This window comes from Pseudarthrobacter lactosi (assembly GCF_055412785.1).
On record NZ_JBVAYS010000002.1, the window covers coordinates 685501 to 706601 of the forward strand.

At 65.1% G+C, this 21101-nt stretch carries 20 protein-coding genes; 17 read left to right on the plus strand and 3 right to left on the minus strand.

Features of this window, described 5'->3' with window-relative positions:
• Positions 1-43: 43 nt before the first annotated feature.
• Entirely contained in the window at positions 44-1189 is a 1146-nt protein-coding gene (locus ACZY0Q_RS13020; protein WP_463917409.1) for a DUF4439 domain-containing protein, read from the minus strand.
• A 106-nt stretch (positions 1190-1295) separates the two neighbouring features.
• On the opposite strand from ACZY0Q_RS13020, the gene ACZY0Q_RS13025 reads away from it, so the two are divergent.
• From ACZY0Q_RS13025 to rbfA, 5 genes are all read left to right on the plus strand, one after another.
• Complete coding sequence (locus ACZY0Q_RS13025) at positions 1296-1910, plus strand: ribosome maturation factor RimP (protein WP_463917411.1); 615 nt, start codon at positions 1296-1298, stop codon at positions 1908-1910.
• Positions 1910-2890 (plus strand): transcription termination factor NusA, encoded by a 981-nt coding sequence (gene nusA, locus ACZY0Q_RS13030; protein ID WP_463917413.1) that lies wholly within the window; start codon positions 1910-1912, stop codon positions 2888-2890. Before ACZY0Q_RS13025 ends, nusA begins: the two co-directional genes overlap by 1 nt.
• A 172-nt stretch (positions 2891-3062) precedes the next feature.
• Entirely contained in the window at positions 3063-3452 is a 390-nt protein-coding gene (locus ACZY0Q_RS13035) for a YlxR family protein (RefSeq protein ID WP_463917415.1), read from the plus strand.
• A gap of 152 nt (positions 3453-3604) precedes the next feature.
• Positions 3605-6499 carry a translation initiation factor IF-2 gene (gene infB / locus ACZY0Q_RS13040; protein ID WP_463917416.1) on the plus strand — a complete coding sequence of 965 codons (2895 nt, stop codon included), beginning with the start codon at positions 3605-3607 and terminating at the stop codon, positions 6497-6499.
• 299 nt (positions 6500-6798) lie between these two features.
• On the plus strand, positions 6799-7308 hold the full coding sequence (gene rbfA, locus ACZY0Q_RS13045) for a 30S ribosome-binding factor RbfA (RefSeq protein ID WP_463917418.1): 510 nt from the start codon (positions 6799-6801) through the stop codon (positions 7306-7308).
• Between the two features lie 84 nt (positions 7309-7392).
• Here the strand turns inward: rbfA and ACZY0Q_RS13050 are convergent, their stop codons facing one another.
• Entirely contained in the window at positions 7393-8505 is a 1113-nt protein-coding gene (locus tag ACZY0Q_RS13050; protein ID WP_463917420.1) for a ScyD/ScyE family protein, read from the minus strand.
• Positions 8506-8691: 186 nt separating this feature from the next.
• On the opposite strand from ACZY0Q_RS13050, the gene ACZY0Q_RS13055 reads away from it, so the two are divergent.
• Both ACZY0Q_RS13055 and trxA read left to right on the plus strand, forming a co-directional pair.
• Positions 8692-9177, plus strand: a complete 486-nt coding sequence (locus ACZY0Q_RS13055; RefSeq protein ID WP_463917421.1) for a nucleoside deaminase — start codon at positions 8692-8694, stop codon at positions 9175-9177.
• Positions 9178-9192: 15 nt separating this feature from the next.
• A complete protein-coding gene (trxA, locus tag ACZY0Q_RS13060) occupies positions 9193-9627 on the plus strand; it encodes a thioredoxin (protein WP_463917423.1) in 435 nt (144 codons plus the stop codon).
• Here trxA and ACZY0Q_RS13065 read toward each other — a convergent pair.
• Positions 9604-10800: a pyridoxal phosphate-dependent aminotransferase gene (locus ACZY0Q_RS13065; RefSeq protein ID WP_463917425.1), complete on the minus strand. Its 1197-nt coding sequence runs from the start codon at positions 10798-10800 to the stop codon at positions 9604-9606. The two genes, trxA and ACZY0Q_RS13065, sit on opposite strands and share 24 nt — an antisense overlap.
• A 92-nt stretch (positions 10801-10892) precedes the next feature.
• Between ACZY0Q_RS13065 and truB the strand changes: the two genes are divergently transcribed.
• From truB to ACZY0Q_RS13115, 10 genes are all read left to right on the plus strand, one after another.
• The gene (gene truB, locus ACZY0Q_RS13070) at positions 10893-11876 is read left to right on the plus strand and encodes a tRNA pseudouridine(55) synthase TruB (protein WP_463917426.1); all 984 of its coding nucleotides are present in this window, start codon (positions 10893-10895) and stop codon (positions 11874-11876) included.
• Positions 11877-11878: 2 nt separating this feature from the next.
• Entirely contained in the window at positions 11879-12232 is a 354-nt protein-coding gene (locus tag ACZY0Q_RS13075; protein WP_463917427.1) for a hypothetical protein, read from the plus strand.
• Between the two features lies 1 nt (position 12233).
• The gene (locus tag ACZY0Q_RS13080; RefSeq protein ID WP_463917429.1) at positions 12234-12704 is read left to right on the plus strand and encodes a hypothetical protein; all 471 of its coding nucleotides are present in this window, start codon (positions 12234-12236) and stop codon (positions 12702-12704) included.
• A 142-nt stretch (positions 12705-12846) separates the two neighbouring features.
• The gene (locus ACZY0Q_RS13085; protein WP_463917430.1) at positions 12847-13830 is read left to right on the plus strand and encodes a bifunctional riboflavin kinase/FAD synthetase; all 984 of its coding nucleotides are present in this window, start codon (positions 12847-12849) and stop codon (positions 13828-13830) included.
• Between the two features lie 40 nt (positions 13831-13870).
• Positions 13871-14725: a tryptophan 2,3-dioxygenase gene (kynA, locus tag ACZY0Q_RS13090; protein ID WP_463917432.1), complete on the plus strand. Its 855-nt coding sequence runs from the start codon at positions 13871-13873 to the stop codon at positions 14723-14725.
• A gap of 8 nt (positions 14726-14733) precedes the next feature.
• Complete coding sequence (gene kynU, locus ACZY0Q_RS13095; RefSeq protein WP_463917577.1) at positions 14734-15981, plus strand: kynureninase; 1248 nt, start codon at positions 14734-14736, stop codon at positions 15979-15981.
• 253 nt (positions 15982-16234) lie between these two features.
• Positions 16235-16504 (plus strand): 30S ribosomal protein S15, encoded by a 270-nt coding sequence (gene rpsO, locus ACZY0Q_RS13100; RefSeq protein WP_104063120.1) that lies wholly within the window; start codon positions 16235-16237, stop codon positions 16502-16504.
• Positions 16505-16752: 248 nt separating this feature from the next.
• Positions 16753-19002 (plus strand): polyribonucleotide nucleotidyltransferase, encoded by a 2250-nt coding sequence (locus ACZY0Q_RS13105; protein ID WP_463917579.1) that lies wholly within the window; start codon positions 16753-16755, stop codon positions 19000-19002.
• A gap of 127 nt (positions 19003-19129) precedes the next feature.
• On the plus strand, positions 19130-20473 hold the full coding sequence (locus ACZY0Q_RS13110) for a M16 family metallopeptidase (RefSeq protein ID WP_463917433.1): 1344 nt from the start codon (positions 19130-19132) through the stop codon (positions 20471-20473).
• Positions 20474-20504: 31 nt separating this feature from the next.
• Positions 20505-20966, plus strand: a complete 462-nt coding sequence (locus tag ACZY0Q_RS13115) for a DUF1579 family protein (protein WP_463917435.1) — start codon at positions 20505-20507, stop codon at positions 20964-20966.
• Positions 20967-21101: the final 135 nt, after the last annotated feature.

Consider the following 21101-nt stretch of genomic DNA (forward strand, 5'->3'; position numbering starts at 1 on the left):
CAAAGCATTAGTGCCCCCGGCAAGCCAGCACGCGGGGCCGTGGCTACGAATTGCGGGGAGGACTGGCGCTGGTTGCGGAAGGCTCAGGGGTTGATACAGGCTCCGGCAGCGGAGGCAGGAGAGCTTCGTCCAGGACCATGCCCGGAACCGGGCCCGGTAATGCACCCCAATGGACGGTCCGCCGGGCCGCCGACTGAAGGGCTGAGAGTGCCCATTCACGTTCGCGCCCCTCGCTGAGGGCCACCAGGTCGCCGAGCACCGGAAGGGTCCCGGCCTCCAGTGTTCCCAGCCCGGCTGCAGGGTCCGCTAGGAACACCTGGCTCAGGGCGTAGCCTGGCTGCCTCTGGGGTACCGCGGCGCAGTGGGACCTGCCCATGGCCTCCGCTTCGTTTCGGAGGATGCCGTGCTGGGCCAGGAAGTTCGACGCCGGAGCAACGGACCCGGAGTTAAGCCTGGTCAGTGCCGCTTGGTACGCATAAACCAGTTCGAGTTCGACGGCAACGGCTGAGGCAAAGGCCGTGCCGAGGTCCGCGCCAGTGCGTGCGCCGGCGACCGCCGCTTTGCTGGCACAACTGACGGAAGCTGAAGCCGTAACAGGCGGGGTGGGTGCCGGCGATGCGGTGGGGGAGGAGTCAGCGCCTGGAAGCGGTGCCAACGAGATCCCGGTCGCCGAGGCCAGGTCCTCGGCGGCCAGAAGCTGGGCAGTGCCGGCGCCGGCGAGAAGGCGGGCCATGCCGCCGTCGGCCGTTTCAGCGTCCTGGAGCCGCTGAGCCCCGCTTGCCTGGAGGGCAGTGGCCAAGTCCGCGGTGGTCGAGGGCGGCGCGACGGTGTCAAGCGCCGTGGCCTGGGAAGCAGCCGCGCTGTCCGGGGCAGGAGTACCAGCCGGCAGGTTTAACGCCCGGGCCTGGACAGTCAGCAAAGTCACAATCCGGGCCAGGGCGGAGGCCTGCGAAGCCGGCGCAATGGCGTCGGCAGCGCCTTGCAGTTCCAAGCCCGCGGCCCGAAGGCTCAGGGAATCCGCGAACGCGGATGCCCTTGCCTGCTCGGAAAACGGCGGCGCCGCAGGCGGGGACGGTTCGCGGGGGATGAGTACCAATCCCAGGCTCACCACCAGAAGGGCGGCCAGCCCAAAAACGGCGTACTGGAAATAGCGCCTGCGGCGGCCGGTTTCCGGCGTGTCGTCTTTCACAACAGACCATGTTCTCACGCCTGACGTGAATCTACGTGCACCACTGCGGCCGGAAAATCGTTACGCTAGTAGTCACAACATCATCTATCGGAAGGCGGCCGGCATCGTGAGTAATGCAGAAGCCACGACTTCATCAGACGCTACCGGAACGGGTACCGCTGCTGCTGCGCCCGCCAACAATCCCGAAGCCATCAGGCTTCGGGCGCTGCTGGAACCGGCGGTGCAGGCCAACCGCCTGTACCTCGAGGACGTATCCATCATGGCGGGTTCGCATCGCGTGGTCCACGTGGTGGTTGACCTGCCGCAGGAGGAAACCGGCGGCGTAAACCTTGATGTCATTGCGGACATCTCCAGGGTCCTCTCCGACGTCCTGGACAACGATCCAGCGGACGACGGGCGCCCCTACGACCTCGAGGTTTCCTCCCCGGGTGTCGCGCGTCCCCTCACCGAAGTCCGGCACTGGCACCGTGCCCTGGGCCGCATGGTCAAGGTCAACGTCATCCAGGGCGAAAATGTCACCGGCAGGGTCCAGTCCGTGGACGATTCCGGCGTCAGCATCATCCCGGAGATCGCCGTCAAGAAGGGCATGAAGCCCAAGCAGGGCGAGCCCCAGATTCTTCCTTTCGACAGGATCCGCAACGGAAAAGTCGAGATCGAATTCAGCCACCTCGAAGAAGCTGGTCTGGAACCTGAGCACAATGGACCTTCTGAGGAGGCCTGATGGATATTGACATGAGCGCGCTGAGACTACTGGAGCGTGAGCGCGAAATCCCGCTGGACCTCCTGATCCCCACCATCGAGCAGGCGCTCCTGGTGGCGTACCACAAATCACCCGGAGCCTTCGAGAAGGCCCGGGCTGAACTGGACCGCAAGAGCGGCCACGTGACCATCTGGGCCGTGGAGATCGACGACGACGGCGACCCCATCGGCGAGTTCGAGGACACTCCGGCCGGGTTCGGCCGTATTGCAGCGAGCACCGCACGTCAGATCATCCTGCAGCGCCTGCGCGACGTCGAGGACGACGCCATCCTGGGTGAGTTCAAGGGCCGCGAGGGCGAACTTGTGGCCGGCTTGATCCAGCAGGGCAACAACCCGCACATGATCCAGGTCAACCTGGGTTCGGTGGAGGCCCTGCTGCCGCCGCCCGAACAGGTGCCGGGGGAGAAGTACGTCCACGGCAACCGGCTCCGCGCCATCGTTATCGATGTCCACCGCGGCACCAAGGGCCCGTCCGTCACGCTGTCCCGTTCACACCCGGGCCTCGTCCGGAAGCTCTTCGAACTGGAGGTCCCGGAGATCGCGGACCGCTCAGTGGAGATCGTGGCCCTGGCCCGCGAGGCCGGTCACCGCACCAAGATCGCCGTCAAGGCCAACACCCAGGGCATCAACGCCAAGGGCGCCTGCATCGGTGAAATGGGTTCCCGCGTCCGTGCTGTTATGACGGAACTCAACGACGAAAAAATCGATATCGTCGACTTCAGCGAGGATCCGGCAACGTTTATTGCCAGCGCGCTTTCCCCGTCGCGTGTGAATTCGGTCACCATCGTGGATGAGGCCACCCGCTCCGCGCGTGTGGTGGTCCCGGACTACCAGCTCTCCCTGGCCATCGGCAAAGAGGGCCAGAACGCCCGGCTGGCGGCCAAGCTGACCGGCTGGCGGATCGATATCGTCTCTGACGCTGCCCCGGCGCGCGAAAGCTGAACCCGTTCCGGGGCAACGGCCAACGGCGGACACTGCCGGCCGATGCCCCGGTTTCGGGCAGAACTGCCCCGAGGGGCTAGAATAGACAAGACCGCGCCTAACGGCCGGTATTCGTGTGCCCTGAGTATTCCCGTTCCGCCGATGTGCGGTGGGGACCTTAGGGCCGGCAGTTATGAACGTCAGGAAGATACTCACCGTGGCAGAAGTGCTTCACATCGAGGATCAACCGCAGCGTACCTGCATCGGATGCCGGAAAAAGGCTGCGCGGTCTGAGTTACTCCGGCTCGTCGCCGAAGGCAGCGGTTCCACCGCAGTGCTGGTAGACGAACGACGCCGGATGGCTGGCAGGGGTGCATGGCTGCACCCCAGCGAAGCGTGCCTGGCCCTGGCGGTCAAACGGCGAGCATTCGGAAGGGCCCTTAACGGCGCAACCGGGTCCACCGCCGTCGAACGCCGGATCATGGCAGGCAAGCAGGACGCCGGCCCGCTGCAAATGCCACAGCACATGCCTCTGGCAGATGCAGCAAAAACCGTCCAACCTGAAAGCGGGTCAGAAAACTGATGGAAACCCGATGAGTTCCCAGCGATGAGTGCGCAACGATGACAACTTTGTTGCGCTCTGCAATGGGCCCTTTAGTTGCAACCGCGGCTAGGGCCCGCAGTAAGAAGTAGACGGTTCGTGCCTGGCTCGGTGCGGACCGAGACAGGAGAAATGTGGCCAAGGTCCGCGTACATGAGCTTGCTAAAGAGCTCGGTATTACTTCCAAAGATGCAGTAACCAAACTGCAGGAACTGGGCGAATTCGTTCGCTCCGCCTCTTCAACAATTGAGGCCCCGGTGGTGCGGAAACTCCGCAACGCCTACCCCGACGCAGCTGCCAAGACCGCAGCTCCGGCAGCCGCGCCCAAGGCGCCTGCCCCGTCGGCCGACACACGACCCGCAGCACCTGCTCCGGGTCCCGCAGCTCCTTCAGCCCCGGCAGCACCAGCTGCTGCGGCTCCGGCTGCACCCGCTCCCGTTTCCGCAGCCCCGGCGGCACCAGCTGCTCCGGCTGCAAGTGCACCGTCCACCGGCGCTAAGCCCGGCGCCCGTCCGGCACCGAAGGCCGAAGCCCCGGCTGCACCGACCCGCTCCGGCGGATCAGCGCAGGGCGGTTCACAGGGCGGCTCCGCACCGCGTCCCGGCGGTCCCCGTCCGGGCAACAACCCGTTCGCCACGTCCCAGGGCATGCCCCGCGGCCGCGGCGGCGACAGCGAGCGTGCTCCCCGTCCGGGTAACAACCCGTTCGCTCCTTCGCAGGGCATGCCCCGCGGCGGTAGCCGTCCCGACGGCGACCGTCCCGGTGGCCCGCGTCCCGCAGCCGGTGCAGGTGGCCCCCGTCCCGGTGGTCCGCGTCCCGCAGCCGGTGCTGGCGGCCCCCGTCCGGCTGCTGGCTCAGGTGGACCCCGCCCGGGTGCACCCCGTCCCGCGGGTGCCGGTGGAAACCGGCCTACTCCGGGCATGATGCCCAACCGCACTGAGCGTCCCGCACCCGCTGGTGCAGGACGTCCCGGTGGCGGCGCACGTGGCCCCGGACGTCCGGGTGGCGCTCCAGGTACCGGTGGCGCACCGGGTGCCGGTGGCGGCGCTCCGGCCGGCGGCGGCTTCGGCAAGGGTGGCCGCGGTCGCGGTGGCACCCAGGGTGCCTTCGGTAAGGGCGGCGCAGGCCGTGGCAAGCAGCGCAAGTCGAAGCGTGCCAAGCGCCAGGAACTTGAGCAGATGAGTGCTCCGTCGCTGGGTGGCGTGAGCGTACCCCGCGGCGACGGCAACACCGTAGTCCGGCTTCGTCGTGGCTCGTCCATCACGGACTTCGCCGACAAGATCGAGGCAAACCCCGCAGCGCTGGTGACGGTCCTCTTCCACCTCGGCGAAATGGCCACGGCCACGCAGTCCCTGGATGAAGAGACCTTCGCACTGCTCGGCGAGGAGCTTGGCTACAAGCTTCAGGTTGTGTCGCCGGAAGACGAGGAGCGCGAGCTGCTATCCGGCTTCGACATCGACTTCGAAGCAGAGCTCGAAGCCGAAGGCGACGACGACCTCGAGGCACGTCCTCCGGTTGTCACCGTCATGGGCCACGTTGACCACGGTAAAACCCGCCTGCTCGATGCCATCCGCAAGTCCGACGTTATGGCGGGCGAGCACGGCGGCATCACGCAGCACATCGGTGCTTACCAGGTCACGCACACCCACGAAGACATCGATCGTAAGATCACGTTCATCGATACTCCGGGCCACGAGGCGTTCACCGCCATGCGTGCCCGTGGTGCGAAGGTCACCGACATCGCCATCCTGGTGGTCGCAGCGGACGACGGCGTAATGCCGCAGACCGTTGAGGCACTCAACCACGCGCAGGCAGCAAATGTGCCGATCGTGGTGGCTGTGAACAAGATCGACAAGGAAGGCGCCAACCCGGAGAAGGTCCGCGGCCAGCTGACCGAGTACGGACTGGTTCCCGAAGAATACGGTGGCGACACCATGTTCGTGGAGGTCTCTGCCCGCCAGAACCTCAACATCGACGAGCTGCTCGAGGCTGTCCTGCTCACCGCGGACGCTGCCCTGGACATGCGCGCCAACCCGAACAAGGACGCCCGCGGTATCGCGATCGAAGCCAACCTGGACAAGGGCCGCGGTTCCGTGGCCACCGTCCTGGTGCAGTCCGGCACCTTGCGTGTCGGTGACACGATCGTGGCCGGTACGGCTCACGGCCGCGTCCGCGCCATGTTCGACGACGACGGCAGTGTCCTGACCGAGGCCGGCCCGTCCCGCCCCGTGCAGGTTCTGGGTCTGTCCAACGTGCCGCGCGCCGGCGACACCTTCTTTGTGACCGCTGACGAGCGCACCGCCCGCCAGATCGCCGAGAAGCGTGAAGCAGCCGACCGCAACGCCGCCCTCGCCAAGCGCCGCAAGCGCATCAGCCTGGAAGACTTCGACCAGGCCGTGGCCGACGGCAAGATCGACACCCTCAACCTCATTCTCAAGGGTGACGTGTCCGGTGCCGTGGAAGCCCTCGAAGACGCACTGCTCAAGATCGACGTCGGCGAAGGCGTGCAGCTGCGCGTCATCCACCGCGGCGTTGGTGCTATCACGCAGAACGACGTCAACCTGGCAACGGTCGACAGCGCCGTTATCATCGGCTTCAACGTCAAGCCTGCCGAGCGGGTTGCCGAACTGGCAGACCGCGAAGGCGTGGACATGCGCTTCTACTCCGTCATCTACGCAGCAATCGATGACATCGAGATGGCCCTCAAGGGCATGCTCAAGCCGGAGTACGAAGAGGTCCAGCTGGGCACCGCCGAGGTCCGCGAAGTCTTCCGCTCTTCCAAGTTCGGAAACATCGCCGGTTCCATCGTTCGCTCGGGCATCATCCGACGCAACACGAAGGCCCGCATCAGCCGCGACGGCAAGACCATCGGTGACAACCTCACCGTTGAGACGCTCAAGCGCTTCAAGGACGACGCCACTGAGGTCCGCACGGACTTCGAGTGTGGTATCGGTCTTGGTTCGTTCAACGACATCACCGAGGGCGACATCATCGAGACCTTCGAGATGCGCGAAAAGCCGCGCGTCTAACGTGTTGTAGCTTGACGGGTCGGGGGCGCTGGATTTTTCCGGCGGCCCCGCCCCTACGCTGGGCGGCATCGGATCTGCGATCCCTTGCCGCCCAGCTTCGGCAGCGGAGCTGGCCTTCCCAACCCTCGCAAGCTCGGGTCGGGGCCCTCGGCCAGTTCCTTTGATGCCACTCCCAGGCCGCCGGAAAAAATCCAACGGGAGTCCGTCGTAGACTCGCCTTAGGCGCGTGGCAACCAAGCAAACGTGTGTACGCAAGCCGCTAGCGCGCCGTCGTACATCCAAAATTTTTAGGAGTGGAAATGGCTGATCCCGCACGGGCTGCCAAGTTGGCGCAGCGGATTAAGGTTGTTGTTGCGGAGGCTTTGGGCCGGAAGGTTAAGGATCCTCGGCTGGAGGGCATTACTGTTACCGATGCCCGGGTGACCAATGATCTGCAGCATGCCACGATCTACTACACCGTTTTCGGCGACCAGGCGATCCAGGCTGATGCTGCCAAGGGCCTGGAGAAGGCCAAGGGTGTGCTCCGCCAGGAGGTAGGGCGCAACGTGACAGTCCGCCTGACGCCGACGCTCGAATTTGTCGCCGACCAGATCCCGGTTGTTGCCTCGAACCTGGAGGAACTGCTCCGGGCCGCCAAGAAGCGCGACGCCGAGGTGGCTGCCCTGGCCGAAAACGCCAAGCACGCCGGCGACGCCGATCCTTACAAGAGCGACGTTCCCGCCGATGTGGAGATCGACGAGGACGACTTTGACGAAGAGGACATTGACCTCACCGACGACGAGGACCTCGACGAAGACGCCAACAGGTAACTGACACGAGGCGAAGGCCCGGACCCGCAACTGAACTGCGGTCCGGGCCTTCGTTCGTCTGCCGGGTTGGACTCCCGGCAGGACCTACCTGATGTGGGCCTTCAGCACGGTTCCAGTCGGTTGCCCGAAGCTGAAGCCCGCCGTGGCGTAAAGGGTCTCCCCGCTCAGCTCGACCGCCGCAGGACCGTCAACAGCCAGGAACTGTGAGGCCTCACGGGTCCAGGCGTCGATTTTCACAATCTCGTTGCCGAACATCGAGGCTGCGTAGACATCCCCGCTGTCGGACACTGCGATGCCGGTGGGGCTCAGGATGTCCTCTGCCCACAGGCGTGTTGTGCCGGTCCACGGGTTGATGCGGAAGATGGCACCGCGGGCGCCCAGGGACGGATCCTCGGGACCGCCTGGGAGCGAGGACACATACAGCCAGCCGTCGGGGCCGATCTCCACGTCCGTTGGCACCGGTTCAAACGAGTATTCGTGGCCAACGACGCATGCAGGGACTTCGACAGTGCCGCCCGCCATATCTATCGGGATCCTGGTGCCGGCGGGGACTACGGCAGGCCGTGGCGGCAAGACAGCGACAGTCGAGACGTCACCGGAATCCACGTCGACTTCGAGGATGGCGTTCATGCCGGCGTCAGCAACATAGACAGTGGACCCCTTGACTGCCGTGGCATAGGGATGGGAATCAAGGGCACCCGTATACCGGGCCGGCGGGAAAACTGGCCATTGCTGCAGGCACTCAGCTGAGACATCGGAACCGAAGCCGTACTCCTGGTCACCATCCGGATTGTGGGCGCGTTCATAACTCGCGAGATCGGCAACGGTCGTCACGTCGCCCGACCAGTCGATGGACTTCAGGTAACCCTCAAGCGCATCGGGATTGCCTCCACCACCGCCCACGCTCTCCACAAAGTAGGTGGTCCCGCGTCTGGTTGAGACACCGCCGACGTCCCACTCCGCCTTCGTGTAGACGTTGGCCAGTTGGCCGTCGTCCTCCACGCGGTCAAGCCGGCCCACAAAATTCTGGGTTACCAGGACAGAGTCGTCCCTACCGACGGCGAGGCTCAAGGCTGTGACCAGCCCGTCGGCAAGGATTTTCGGCTCTGGCGATGAGGAGCCCGCCGCGGCCGGCCCGATAGGAATGACTAACGCCGCTGCTGCCAGGCACGCGACCAAGGAAAACTTTTTCTTCATTGCATCCTCCGCAATTGAGGTGCGCCGCCCCGCGGACGGGGCTGGGCAATGAGACCAAAGTAGATATGGAATTAACAGCCCCCGGGCGCCAGAATAGTCCTTCAGGCGGGCTGCGTCGACGGAAATTTCCCTTTGTGAGCCCCCTATTTTGAACCGGAAATCCTGGGTCGTGGTTAGGATCTAGATATGACGCAGGCGAGCGACAACCACGAGGCCACCCGTTACTTGGAACAGGCCATTGAGCTGGCTGTCCGGAACGTCTCCGACGGTGGCGGGCCGTTTGGTGCGCTGGTGGTGACCCCGGATGGCCGGGTCCATAAAGGCATCAACCGGGTCACCCGGGACCACGACCCCACCGCGCATGCAGAAGTGGTGGCAATCCGCGTCGCCGCAAGGGCGGGGGCCACGTTCGACTTGAGGGGCGCGGTGCTCTACACCAGCTGCGAGCCGTGCCCGCTCTGCCTGTCAGCCGCGCTGTGGGCGCGGATCGATCGGGTCTATTTTGCGGCCGACCGCCATGGTGCAGCCGCGGCCGGTTTCGACGACGCCGTGTTCTACGAGTATTTCAACGGCACCCGTCCGGAACTGCTGCCGGTCGCCCAAGCCGCCATTCCGACGTCGGACGCTCCGTTTGACGCGTGGCGCGCCAATGGGCACCGCACTAACTACTGAGCCCGGAGGCACGCGATGGAACCTGCGCTGATCAAATGCCCCGGCTGCGGCAAGACGAACCGCGTCCCGGCCGCCGCCTCCGGCCGTCCTCGCTGCGGTAACTGCAGGCTGGGGCTGCCTTGGATTACCACGGCCGGGGACGATGACTTCGCCGCCGTGGCGGAGCAATCTCCGGTACCTGTGCTCGTTGATTTCTGGGCAGCCTGGTGCGGGCCTTGCCGGATGGTGAGCCCGGTCCTGGACAAGTTGGCCACGGAACGGGCCGGTGCAATCAAGCTCGTCAAAGTTGATGTTGACCGGGCGCCGCGGCTTTCCGGGCGGTTCGATGTACAGGCCATTCCCACCCTGATGGTCATGGATGGGGGCAAGGTGCTGGCCAGGCAGGCAGGGGCAGCACCCGCCGCGGCCCTCCGGTCCTGGCTCGACTCAGCGCTGGCCGCCCGAGGCTAAAAGCAAGAGGTCCCGGTCGCGTGTTGGCAAGCGGCCCAGGCCGTCGACGAGCTCCTGCCGGCTGCCACACAACGCGATCCGCACCCAGCCCTCGCCAATCGAGCCAAAGGCAGTTCCCGGCGCGAACGCGACGCCGGAATCGGCGAGGAACCGTCGGGTCCAGCTCCGGACGTCCCCGTCGCTGACGTGGGAGACGTCGGCCCAAAGATAGAAGGCTCCCTGGGCACTCAGGTACGGGATTCCCTTGGCGTCCAGCACTGCTGAGGCAGCGTCCCGGTTGGCGCGGTAGTGGGCATGGGCGTGCCAGACGTAGTCCTGCGGGCCTGTCAGCGCCGCGAGCGCGGCATACTGTGACGGGGAGGCAACGCAGGAGACAATCGCCTCCATCACGTTGTTCATCTTCTGTTCCAGCCCCGGCGGGCAGACCAGCGCGCCGATCCTCAGGCCGGTCAGACCGTACGTCTTGGAGAGAGTCAGTGACGTGAACACCCGCGCCTCGCCGGGGACGTCGCTGTCGAACCGGGCCGGGCTGACGTGGGGGACATCGTAGGTGAAGGCCTCGTAGCATTCGTCCGAAATGATCCAGAGATCGTGCTTGCGGGCAAGGTCCACCAGCTGGCGGGTCAGGTCCTCGCCGAGGACGGCGCCCAGCGGGTTGGACGGGGAATTCAGGATGAGCACCCGGGTCCGGTCCGTGATGAGCGCCGCAACGTCCTGGATTCGAGGCTGGAAGTCATGCTCTGGATAAAGCGGGTAGCCCACGGGCACGGCATTCAGGAGCCGGCTGGTCATGGCGAATGTGGGGTAGCCGGGGTTGGGAATCAGGATCTCGTCGCCGGGGGAGAGCAGGAGGCTCATGGCGAAGTGCAGGCCCTGCTGCGCGCCGTCCACCACGTAGACGCGCTCGGCACCGAAGCTGGCGCTGAGTCCGGCTCGTTCACGGAACCTGGCGGCGAACGCTTCACGGAGGGCCGGGATACCGGCGTTTGGTGTGTAGTTAGTCTCGTCCCGGTCGAGGCACGCCATGCCGGCCTCCAGGATGTGGCGGGGGAGCGCGAAGCCCGGTTCGCCGATGCTGAGGACGATGGCCCCGGGAGTATGCCAGGCGGCCTCGGTGATTTCGCGGATCTGGTTGACGGGGACGTCGCGCGCGTGCGCCGCAAGCTCAGGCATGGATGCCATCCTAGCCGCCGGAGGTGGGGGGCAGAGCTTGTGGGTAAGGCGTGTGGGCAGGGGCGGTGGTCAGCGCCGATATACTGGGAAGCGTGCTTTCTGGACTGGTGATAGTGGACAAACCGCAGGGATGGACCAGCCATGATGTGGTTGGTCGGATGCGGCGTCTCGCCGGGACGCGGAAAGTGGGGCACGCCGGCACTCTCGATCCCATGGCTACCGGCGTCCTGGTGGTCGGCATCAACAAGGCCACCCGGCTCCTGACCTACATCGTGGGCACGTCCAAGACGTACACGGCAACCATCCGGCTGGGCCAGTCCACCATCACGGACGACGCCGAAGGTGACGTGATTGCCGCCGTCAGTGCCGCCGCCGTCGCCGACGAAGCGATTCACGACGGCGTCGCCGCCCTCACGGGTCGAATCCACCAGGTGCCCAGCAGCGTCAGCGCCATCAAGGTCAACGGTGAACGCGCTTACGCCCGGGTCCGCTCGGGAGAAGAGGTGAAGCTCGCGGCGCGACCGGTCACCATCCAGCGTTTCGAAGTTCACGGCATCAACCGGGAAGCCGGCGGCGACGTTGTGGACATTGATGTCACGGTGGAGTGCTCCTCCGGTACCTACATCCGGGCCCTCGCCCGCGACCTCGGCGACGGGCTGGGAGTGGGCGGCCACCTGACTGCCCTCCGCCGGACCCACGTTGGCCCGTATTCGCTGGATCAGGCCCGGACCTTGGAGCAGCTCGCCGAGGAACTGAATGTCCTGGAAATGTCCGAGGCTGCCCGGGCCCTGATGCCCAACCGCGAACTCACGGCGGAGGAGACCACCGAAATTTCCTTCGGACGCCGCATCGCAGCCGGAGCGGAAGCAGGCGATCCCGCGGCCGCCACCGCTGAACACCCCGCGGCAGCGTTCGCGCCGGACGGCAGCCTCGTGGCGCTCCTGGCGGACTCCGGAAACTTTGCCAAGCCCGTCCTGGTGTTCGCGCCCGGCAACGGTGCGGCCGGAAAGACAGAGGCTGGGAAAACTGTGTCCGGAAGTGCTGCGTCCGAAACTGCGGCGCCCGGGGACGCATAGGCATGGACGCCTATTTCTACATCATCCTGGTGATCGGGCTGCTCTCCAGCGGAATCTGCCTCGGTGCCGGCATCCTCAAAAAGGCCCCCAACGATTTAACCATCCTGTCCGTTGCCGCCGTCGAGCTGGCACTAGTGGTTTACCTGGTGGGCTCGATTGTGAGGGTCATCGCGGGCGAACCGATTGCCGGCGAAGCCTGGGAATTCTGGGGATACCTGGCCACTGCGATGCTCCTGCCGCCGGCTGCCGTGTACTGGTCCATCCTGGAACGGACCCGCTGGAGCAACTTCGTCCTCGCCGCCGTCGGTGTCACGGCTTTGGTGATGGCCGCCCGCATGAACCAGATCTGGTACTGAAATGGAAGAAGCACGCAACGTGAAAGCACCTCGTTCCGAAGCAACCCGGGCAAAGGCAGATGCCAAGGCCGGCGGCAAGGACACCCGGAACACCGGCCCCGGACGCCTGCTCATCGCCGTCTATGCAGTGTTTGCCATTTCGGCCACCGCACGCGCCGGCTACCAGATCCTGACGAAGTTCTCCGAGGCTCCGCTCGCATACCTGCTTTCTGCCTTCGCGGCGCTGGTCTACGTGGTGGCAACAGTGTCGCTGGCCAAGCCCGGCCGCACCTGGTTCAGGATCTCCCTGGCCGCCGTCCTGGTGGAACTTGTCGGTGTGCTGGTGGTGGGCGCATTGAGTGTCTTCGATTCGGTGGCGTTCCCGCATGAAACCGTCTGGTCCCTTTTTGGCCGGGGGTACGCGTTCATACCGCTGCTGCTGCCGATCCTGGGACTGGTGTGGCTTTACCGGCGTCGGCCGCACCGGCTGTGAGCCGCCTCCGGGTAGGTCCGCGTCTGCCATCCTGTTGGCCCGGCGCCGTCCGGAAGCCAGCCTGAATGCGGGTAATCTTAGATAGTTCCGGCGTCGGCGCGTTCGGAGAGATGTCAGTTAAAGGCAGTAAAAGGCGAGGGTGATGGTCTACATCTGGAACGATCCGTCCGAGGTCCCGGCGGACTTTGGTCCCTCCGTTGTCACTTTCGGCAACTTCGACGGCGTCCATCGCGGGCACCAGCAGGTGCTCTCCGAGCTCACCCGCTCGGCCCGGCTCAACAAGACAAAAGCCGTTGCCGTCACCTTTGACCCGCACCCCGCCCTGATCCACCGGCCGGAGTCCGCGCCCGAAATGATCATGGGCCTGCAGGACAAGCTGGTGGCCTTGGGCGAGCTGGGCCTGGATGCCATTTTGGTGATGAAGTACTCGCTGAACCTGGCCAGCCTCACCCCTGAGGAATTTGTGAGCCAGGTCCTGGTGGACAGCCTGCACGCCAGCCACGTGGTGATCGGTCACGATTCCCGGTTCGGCCGCGGCAACTCCGGTGACCTCGACACCATGAAGGAGCTGGGCGAAAAGTTCAACTTCGACGTCCAGGTCATCAGTGAGTTCGGTTCGGAAGGCTACCCGCTGCATAACGACGGCGGCACGGACCGCCGCTGTTCCTCCACCTGGGTGCGCGAAGCATTGCAGGAGGGCGACGTCGCCACCGCCGCCGCGGTGCTGGGACGACCGCACCGTATGCGCGGCGAGGTTGTCCACGGTGCCGCCCGCGGCCGTGTGCTCGGGTTCCCCACCGCAAACCTTGCCCACCAGGCCAGCGGGTTCATCCCAGCCGACGGAATCTACGCGGGCTGGTTGGTGGACCAGGCCGGCACGCGCTGGCCGGCGGCCATCTCGGTGGGGTCCAATCCCACGTTCGACGGCGTCAGCCGCCAGGTCGAAGCCCATGTGATCGACCGTCCGCACGAGGCCGTGGAGGATTTCGATCTGTACGGCCAGACAGTAGTGGTCGAATTTGTGGCGCGGCTCCGCGGCATGGTGGCATACCGTGGGCCGGAAGCGCTTGTGGACCAGATACGTCTGGACGTAGTTCAGGCCCACGATCTCCTGGTACGGCGCTGACCGGGACCCACCCGCAACGAACAGCCAGAGAGGCAGCACAGTGGCCGTCGAGAAGAACACCCGCAAACTGGACAAGGGCATAGTCCGCGATTTCAGTTCCCGGATGAGCTACGCCTCCTACCTCCAACTGCCCACTCTGCTCAGCGCACAGCAGCCGGTCAGCACACCCGAACACCACGACGAAATGCTGTTCATCATCCAGCACCAGACCACTGAGCTGTGGCTGAAGCTGGTCCTGCATGAGCTCCGCAGCGCCGCGGCATGGCTGCGCACAGACGATCTCGGCTCCGCACTCAAGGGCATCGCCCGGGTCAAGCACATCCAGAAAACCCTGACGGAGCAGTGGTCCGTCCTGGCCACGCTGACGCCCACGGAATACTCCCAGTTCCGCGGTTTCCTGGGCAACTCGTCCGGCTTCCAGTCCAGCCAATACCGGGCCGTCGAGTTTGTCCTCGGCAACAAGAACCGCAAAATGCTGCCGGTGTTCGAATCGGATCCGGAAGCGCACGCCATGCTGGAGGAACTGCTGAACGCGCCAAGCATCTACGACGAGTTCCTGGCCTACCTGGCACGGCAGGGTTTCGACGTGCCGCAGTCCATCCTGGCGCGGGACGTCACCCGCGCCCACGAGTTCTGCCCCGAACTGGTACCGCTGTTCAAGCACATCTACGAAAACGCAGCCGATAACTGGGGCGCCTACGAGGCCTGCGAGGAACTCGTGGACCTTGAAGACAATTTCCAGCTCTGGCGATTCCGGCACCTCCGCACGGTCCAGCGGACCATCGGGATGAAAACGGGAACCGGGGGATCAAGCGGCGCTGCCTTCCTGCAGAAGGCCCTCGAGCTCACCTTCTTCCCTGAATTGTTTGCCGTACGGACGGAGATCGGCCAATGAGCAATGCGATGGACGCGAAAATGGAAAATCACGACGACGCCACCCTCCTTGAGCAGGCAGCCAGACTGGACGCCGCTGACCCGCTGGCACGCTACCGCGGGCTCTTCATCGGGACGGACACGGACCTTTCCTACCTCGACGGCAATTCCCTGGGCCGCCCGCTGAAGCGGACCCCACAGGACATCAGCACCTTTATCGAGGAAGGCTGGGGCGGCCGGCTCATCCGTGGCTGGGACGAGGAATGGCTGGACCTGCCTCAGGCCATCGGCGATCAACTGGGCCGGGCTGTCCTCGGTGCAGCCCCGGGCCAGACCGTCATCGCCGACTCCACCACGGTGGTGCTCTACAAGCTGATCCGTGCTGCGCTGGCCGCCGTGGCTGACCCGGCCCGCACCGAGATTGTCCTGGACACCGACAATTTCCCCACGGACCGCTACCTGGTCGAGGGCATCGCCCGCGAGGAAGGCCTGACCCTGCGGTGGATCGACGCCGATCCTGAGTCCGGGGTCACCGTCGAACAGGTGCGGGACGCAACCGGCCCGGCCACCGCCGTCGTACTCTTGAGCCACGTGGCCTACCGCTCAGGCTTCCTGGCCGATCTTCCGGGCATCACGGAAGTTGCGCACAGCGCGGGGGCACTGGTGGTCTGGGATCTGTGTCATTCCGCCGGCTCGGTGGAGCTGGACCTGGACGGGGCGGATGTGGATTTTGCCGCGGGCTGCACCTACAAGTACCTCAACGGCGGACCGGGCTCGCCGGCGTTCGCCTACGTCAATCGCCGGCACCTGCCCGGACTGCGGCACCCCATCTGGGGCTGGATGGGACGCAAGGACGCGTTCGAGATGGCGGCGGGCTACGAGCCGGCGCCCGGCATCCGGAGTTTCCTCAGTGGCACGCCGGCCATCTTCGGGATGCTGGCCATGCGCGGCACCCTTGACCTCATCGAAGAGACCGGCATGGCTGCCATCCGGGAGAAGTCCCTGAAACTCACCGCGTACGCCGTGCAGCTGTTTGAGGCATGGCTGGAGCCGGCGGGCGTGGAGCTGGCATCGCCGCGCGATCCGGAGCTTCGCGGGAGCCACATCACCCTGGATCATCCGGCGTTCCGAAACGTGACGGCGGCACTGTGGGAGCGGGACGTCATCCCGGACTTCCGCGCACCGCACGGGATCCGCGTGGGGCTGTCGCCCCTGAGCACCAGCTTCGCTGAGCTGTTCCGGGGGATGGCCGCCATTCGGGATCAGCTGCGCCGCTAAGTGCCGCCTTTGCTCACGGCCTTTGCCGACGGTTTTTGGGCACGGCATTTTGAAGACGGGGCTTGGCGACGGCGGGGCTGTTTCGACAAGATTGCGGCGGGGCCGGTAAACTAAGGGTTGGTTCCGGCTGCAGTCCGTGGCGGCTGGTTCCTGCCATGTGTGGAAAGTCCCTGGTTTCCGGGGAATTCCCGCGCGGGCAGACCCGGCAGTGAAGTACTGATTCGGGCCTCACGGCACATCTCTAGGAGTTATTGTGGCACTTGAAGCCGCTGTAAAGCAGTCCATCATCCAGGATTTCGCAACGTCCGAGGGCGACACCGGTTCGCCGGAGGTCCAGGTTGCAGTCCTGACTCAGCGGATCAAGGATCTGACTGAGCACATGAAGGTACACAAGCACGATTACCACACCCAGCGCGGTCTGCTGGCCATGGTTGGTCGTCGCAAGCGTATGCTCACCTACCTCAAGAACACTGACATCACCCGCTACCGTGCGCTCATCGAGCGTCTCGGCCTGCGCCGCTAGTCAGCTTTAAGGGGCGGCCCCTTCCGTGACGGAAGGGGCCGCCTTCTTCAGACGAAAATTAAACAGGAGGATCAACCGCATCACGCATTCGCGGTCCTCGGTAGTGATCCCCGGGAACGGCTTCGAAGAATGAGGCCCTCGGCCCGTGGGTCTCGATCGATGACCGGGTGCAGTGCAGGCCAGTAGACAGATGCTGGACTGGGTTGATGCGGCTGGACTCCGTGAAACAAGAAACGGAGGTGACTCTCTTGGAGGGTCCCGAAATCCAGTTCTCAGAAGCAGTCATTGACAATGGCCGCTTTGGCAAGCGTGTAATCCGCTTTGAAACCGGCCGCCTTGCCAAGCAGGCAGCCGGCGCAGCCATGGTGTACATCGACGAAGACACCGCGCTGCTGTCCGCCACCACCGCAGGCAAGCACCCGCGCGAAGGCTTCGACTTCTTCCCGCTGACGGTTGACGTTGAAGAGCGCATGTACGCCGCCGGCCGTATCCCGGGCTCGTTCTTCCGCCGCGAAGGCCGCCCGTCCACCGAGGCCATCCTGGCCTGCCGCCTCATGGACCGCCCGCTGCGTCCGGCCTTCGTTAAGGGCCTGCGCAACGAGGTCCAGATCGTGGTGACCGTACTGTCCATCAACCCGGACGAGCTCTACGACGTGGTAGCCATCAACGCTTCCTCGATGTCCACCCAGCTCTCCGGCCTGCCGTTCTCCGGCCCGATCGGTGGCGTCCGCGTTGCTCTGATCGCCGACGAGCACGGTTCGCAGTGGGTTGCGTTCCCGAAGCACTCCCAGCTCGAGAACGCCGTTTTCAACATGGTCGTTGCCGGCCGCATCAAGAACGACGACGTCGCCATCATGATGGTCGAAGCCGAAGCAACCGACAACTCCTGGAACCTCATCAAGGAACAGGGCGCCACCGCTCCCACCGAAGAGGTCGTCTCCGAGGGCCTCGAGGCTGCCAAGCCTTTCATCAAGGCACTCTGCGAAGCCCAGGCTGACCTGGCTGCACGCGCTGCCAAGCCCACCGTTGAGTTCCCGGTCTTCCTGGACTACCAGGATGACGTCTACGCCGCTGTTGAGTCCGCTGCCGCTGAGAAGCTTGCCGCTGTCTTCCAGATCGCTGACAAGCAGGAACGCGACGTTGCAACGGATGCGCTCAAGGACGAAGTCACTTCTTCCCTGGCCGGCCAGTTCGAAGGCCGCGACAAGGAGCTGTCCGCAGCATTCCGCTCGGTCACCAAGCAGGTTGTGCGCCAGCGCATCCTCAAGGACCAGATCCGCATCGACGGCCGTGGCCTGACGGACATCCGCCAGCTCACCGCCGAGGTTGAGGTTCTGCCCCGCGTGCACGGCTCGGCAATCTTCGAGCGCGGCGAAACCCAGATCATGGGCGTCACCACGCTGAACATGCTCAAGATGGAACAGCAGATCGATTCGCTGTCGCCGGTCACGCGCAAGCGCTACATGCACAACTACAACTTCCCGCCGTACTCCACCGGTGAGACCGGCCGCGTGGGTTCGCCCAAGCGCCGCGAAATCGGCCACGGTGCCCTCGCAGAGCGCGCCATCATGCCGGTGCTGCCCTCCCGCGAGGAATTCCCCTACGCGATCCGCCAGGTGTCTGAGGCTCTCAGCTCCAACGGTTCGACGTCGATGGGTTCCGTCTGCGCCTCGACACTGTCCCTGCTCAACGCAGGTGTGCCGCTGAAGGCAGCTGTTGCCGGTATCGCCATGGGCCTGGTCTCCGACCAGGTTGACGGCCAGACCCGCTACGCAGCCCTGACCGATATCCTCGGCGCCGAAGATGCTTTCGGCGACATGGACTTCAAGGTTGCCGGCACCGCCGAATTCGTGACGGCCATCCAGCTGGACACGAAGCTCGACGGCATCCCCGCTTCCGTGCTGGCAGCAGCACTGAAGCAGGCCCGCGAAGCCCGTCTTCACATCCTGGACGTCCTCAACTCCGCGATCGACACCCCGGATGAGCTCTCCGAGTTCGCGCCGCGTGTCATCGCGGTCAAGATCCCGGTAGACAAGATCGGCGAGGTCATTGGGCCCAAGGGCAAGATGATCAACCAGATCCAGGAAGACACCGGCGCTGACATCTCCATCGAGGACGACGGCACGGTCTACATTGGCGCCACGAACGGTCCGTCTGCTGACGCAGCACGCTCCGCGATCAACGCCATTGCCAACCCGCAGATCCCGGAAATCGGCGAGCGCTACCTGGGTACGGTCGTCAAGACCACCACCTTCGGTGCCTTCATTTCGCTGACCCCGGGCAAGGACGGCCTCCTGCACATCTCCGAACTGCGCAAGCTGGCCAACGGCAAGCGCGTGGACAACGTTGATGACGTGGTTTCCGTCGGCCAGAAGATCCAGGTGGAAATCACCAAGATCGATGACCGTGGCAAGCTGTCGCTGTCCCCCGTAGTGGCTGAAGAAGAGGGCGTCGAGCTCGTTGACGCTTCCGCCGCAGAGGGCGCTTCCGAAGCGTAGTAGTCCACTGACGCGGAGTAACATCCTCCGTCACTCAGCATGAATCGGCGGGGCCGGTGGATGATCCACCGGCCCCGCCGCTGTTACGATGGCAGCCAGATCCGGCTGCCGCTCCTGAAAGGCTTCAATGACTGTTGTACCCCTGCCGCTTGAGCAGAACCAGCCCGGCGACACCCTGGTCCACGGCTCCGACGGCGGCTCCGTTGTCCGGCGTTCAGTGCTGCCGGGCGGCGTGCGGGTGCTCACCGAAGCGATGCCGGGCCAGCGTTCGGCGACCATTGGTTTCTGGGTGGGCGTCGGGTCACGCGATGAAGCCCCGGGCCAGCACGGCTCCACGCACTTCCTGGAGCACCTCCTGTTCAAGGGAACCAAGCGCCGCACCGCCCTGGAAATCGCCTCGGCCTTTGATGAGGTGGGTGGGGAGTCCAACGCCGCCACGGCCAAGGAGAGCACGTGCTACTTCGCGCGCGTGCTGGACACGGACCTGCCCATGGCCATCGACGTCATTGCCGACATGATCACCGGTGCCGTCCTGGATCCGGCCGAGATGGAGCAGGAGCGCGACGTCATCCTGGAGGAAATCGCCATGGACAGCGACGACCCCACGGACGTTGCGCATGAAAACTTTGTGGCTGCCGTTCTGGGCACCCACCCGCTGGGCCGCCCCATCGGCGGCACTCCCGCCGCGATCCGCGCCGTCGCGCGAGACTCCGTCTGGGAGCACTACCGCCGCTACTACCGCCCGGATGAGCTGGTCATCACCGCCGCCGGGGGCCTGGAGCACGACGTCGTCTGCCGCCTTGTGGTGGACGCCCTCCACACTGCCGGGTGGTCACTTCAGCCGGACGCCGCCCCGGTGGATCGCCGCTCCACCACGCGGGCCGACATCACCGGAACTGCCGGGCTGCATGTGGTCAAGCGTGCGGTAGAGCAGGCCAACATCATCATGGGTTGCCCCACGATTGTGGCCACCGATGAACGCCGCTACGTTATGAGTGTCCTCAACGCCGTCCTGGGCGGCGGGATGTCCTCGCGGCTGTTCCAGGAGATCCGCGAAAAGCGTGGCCTGGTGTACTCCACGTACTCCTTTGCCTCCTCTTACGCGGATGCAGGCTACTTCGGGATGTACGCAGGGTGCACTCCGTCCAAGGTCCGCCAAGTGCTGGACCTGCTGGGCCTGGAGCTTGACAAGCTTGCCGAAGGCGGGATCTCCGACGACGAACTGCGCAAGGCCGTGGGCCAGCTGTGCGGCGGAATTGTGCTGGCACTTGAGGACACGGGTTCCCGTATGTCCCGCCTGGGCCGCGCTGAACTGGTCTCCGGTGAGTACCAGGACATCGACGAGACCCTGCGGCAGATCAAGGCGGTCACCGCTCAGGAGGTCCAGGACCTTGCCATGGAACTGGCAGCCGCGCCGCGGACCGTCACCGTGGTGGGCCCGTTCGAGGAGACCGAAACCTTCGGTCTCTGACGGGCCGGCGTGCGGACGCCATAATGAACTTATGATCCTTCCGCAGCCAGGCACGGTCCATGCCGTACTGGAGAACTTCCTGGGGCATTGGCGCGGCACCACCCGGCTGGACGCGTCGGCCTGGGGGCCGAAGCGTACGGCCTCGGCGGAAGTCAGTTACACTAGGGCCGCCGGAGGCTACGCCGTGGTGCAAAGCTACAGGCACACCGAAGCCGATGGCACGCACTTTGAAGGTCACGGCGTCTTTACTGTCGACCGTGACCACAACGACATCCTCTGGTACCACGTGGACAGCATGGGCCTGCCGCCGGGAGCTCCGGCCCGGTGCACGTGGGTGGATGGTGTGCTGCGCGTAGAGCGCCACAGTGACCGGGGGACTGCGCGCCATACCTTCCGCGTGGACAACAACGTGCTGATCCACACCGCCGAGTTGCGCCTCGGCGACGGTCAAGACTTTGTCCCGTTCATGAACTCCGAGTGCCGCCGCGTCTGACCCCATCCTGCCGCATGTTCCACCTGCCCTCGGCGCGAACGGGCACTTTAGGCCCTGCAAGTTTGGCAGGCCCGCATGTTGGCGCGAGAGGACAGTTGAGGCCCCTGCCTCTGCGTGAACGGGCCCTCGCGGCCC

What these genes read in the sequence shown, in the direction of transcription:
- nusA (WP_463917413.1), top strand. Translation starts at nt 1,910, where the DNA reads ATGGATATTGACATGAGCGCGCTGAGACTACTGGAGCGTGAGCGCGAA.
- ACZY0Q_RS13035 (WP_463917415.1), top strand. Translation starts at nt 3,063, where the DNA reads ATGAACGTCAGGAAGATACTCACCGTGGCAGAAGTGCTTCACATCGAG.
- rbfA (WP_463917418.1), top strand. Translation starts at nt 6,799, where the DNA reads ATGGCTGATCCCGCACGGGCTGCCAAGTTGGCGCAGCGGATTAAGGTT.
- ACZY0Q_RS13050 (WP_463917420.1), bottom strand. Translation starts at nt 8,505, where the DNA reads ATGAAGAAAAAGTTTTCCTTGGTCGCGTGCCTGGCAGCAGCGGCGTTA.
- ACZY0Q_RS13055 (WP_463917421.1), top strand. Translation starts at nt 8,692, where the DNA reads ATGACGCAGGCGAGCGACAACCACGAGGCCACCCGTTACTTGGAACAG.
- trxA (WP_463917423.1), top strand. Translation starts at nt 9,193, where the DNA reads ATGGAACCTGCGCTGATCAAATGCCCCGGCTGCGGCAAGACGAACCGC.
- ACZY0Q_RS13065 (WP_463917425.1), bottom strand. Translation starts at nt 10,800, where the DNA reads ATGCCTGAGCTTGCGGCGCACGCGCGCGACGTCCCCGTCAACCAGATC.
- ACZY0Q_RS13075 (WP_463917427.1), top strand. Translation starts at nt 11,879, where the DNA reads ATGGACGCCTATTTCTACATCATCCTGGTGATCGGGCTGCTCTCCAGC.
- ACZY0Q_RS13080 (WP_463917429.1), top strand. Translation starts at nt 12,234, where the DNA reads ATGGAAGAAGCACGCAACGTGAAAGCACCTCGTTCCGAAGCAACCCGG.
- ACZY0Q_RS13085 (WP_463917430.1), top strand. Translation starts at nt 12,847, where the DNA reads ATGGTCTACATCTGGAACGATCCGTCCGAGGTCCCGGCGGACTTTGGT.
- kynU (WP_463917577.1), top strand. Translation starts at nt 14,734, where the DNA reads ATGGACGCGAAAATGGAAAATCACGACGACGCCACCCTCCTTGAGCAG.
- ACZY0Q_RS13110 (WP_463917433.1), top strand. Translation starts at nt 19,130, where the DNA reads ATGACTGTTGTACCCCTGCCGCTTGAGCAGAACCAGCCCGGCGACACC.
- ACZY0Q_RS13115 (WP_463917435.1), top strand. Translation starts at nt 20,505, where the DNA reads ATGATCCTTCCGCAGCCAGGCACGGTCCATGCCGTACTGGAGAACTTC.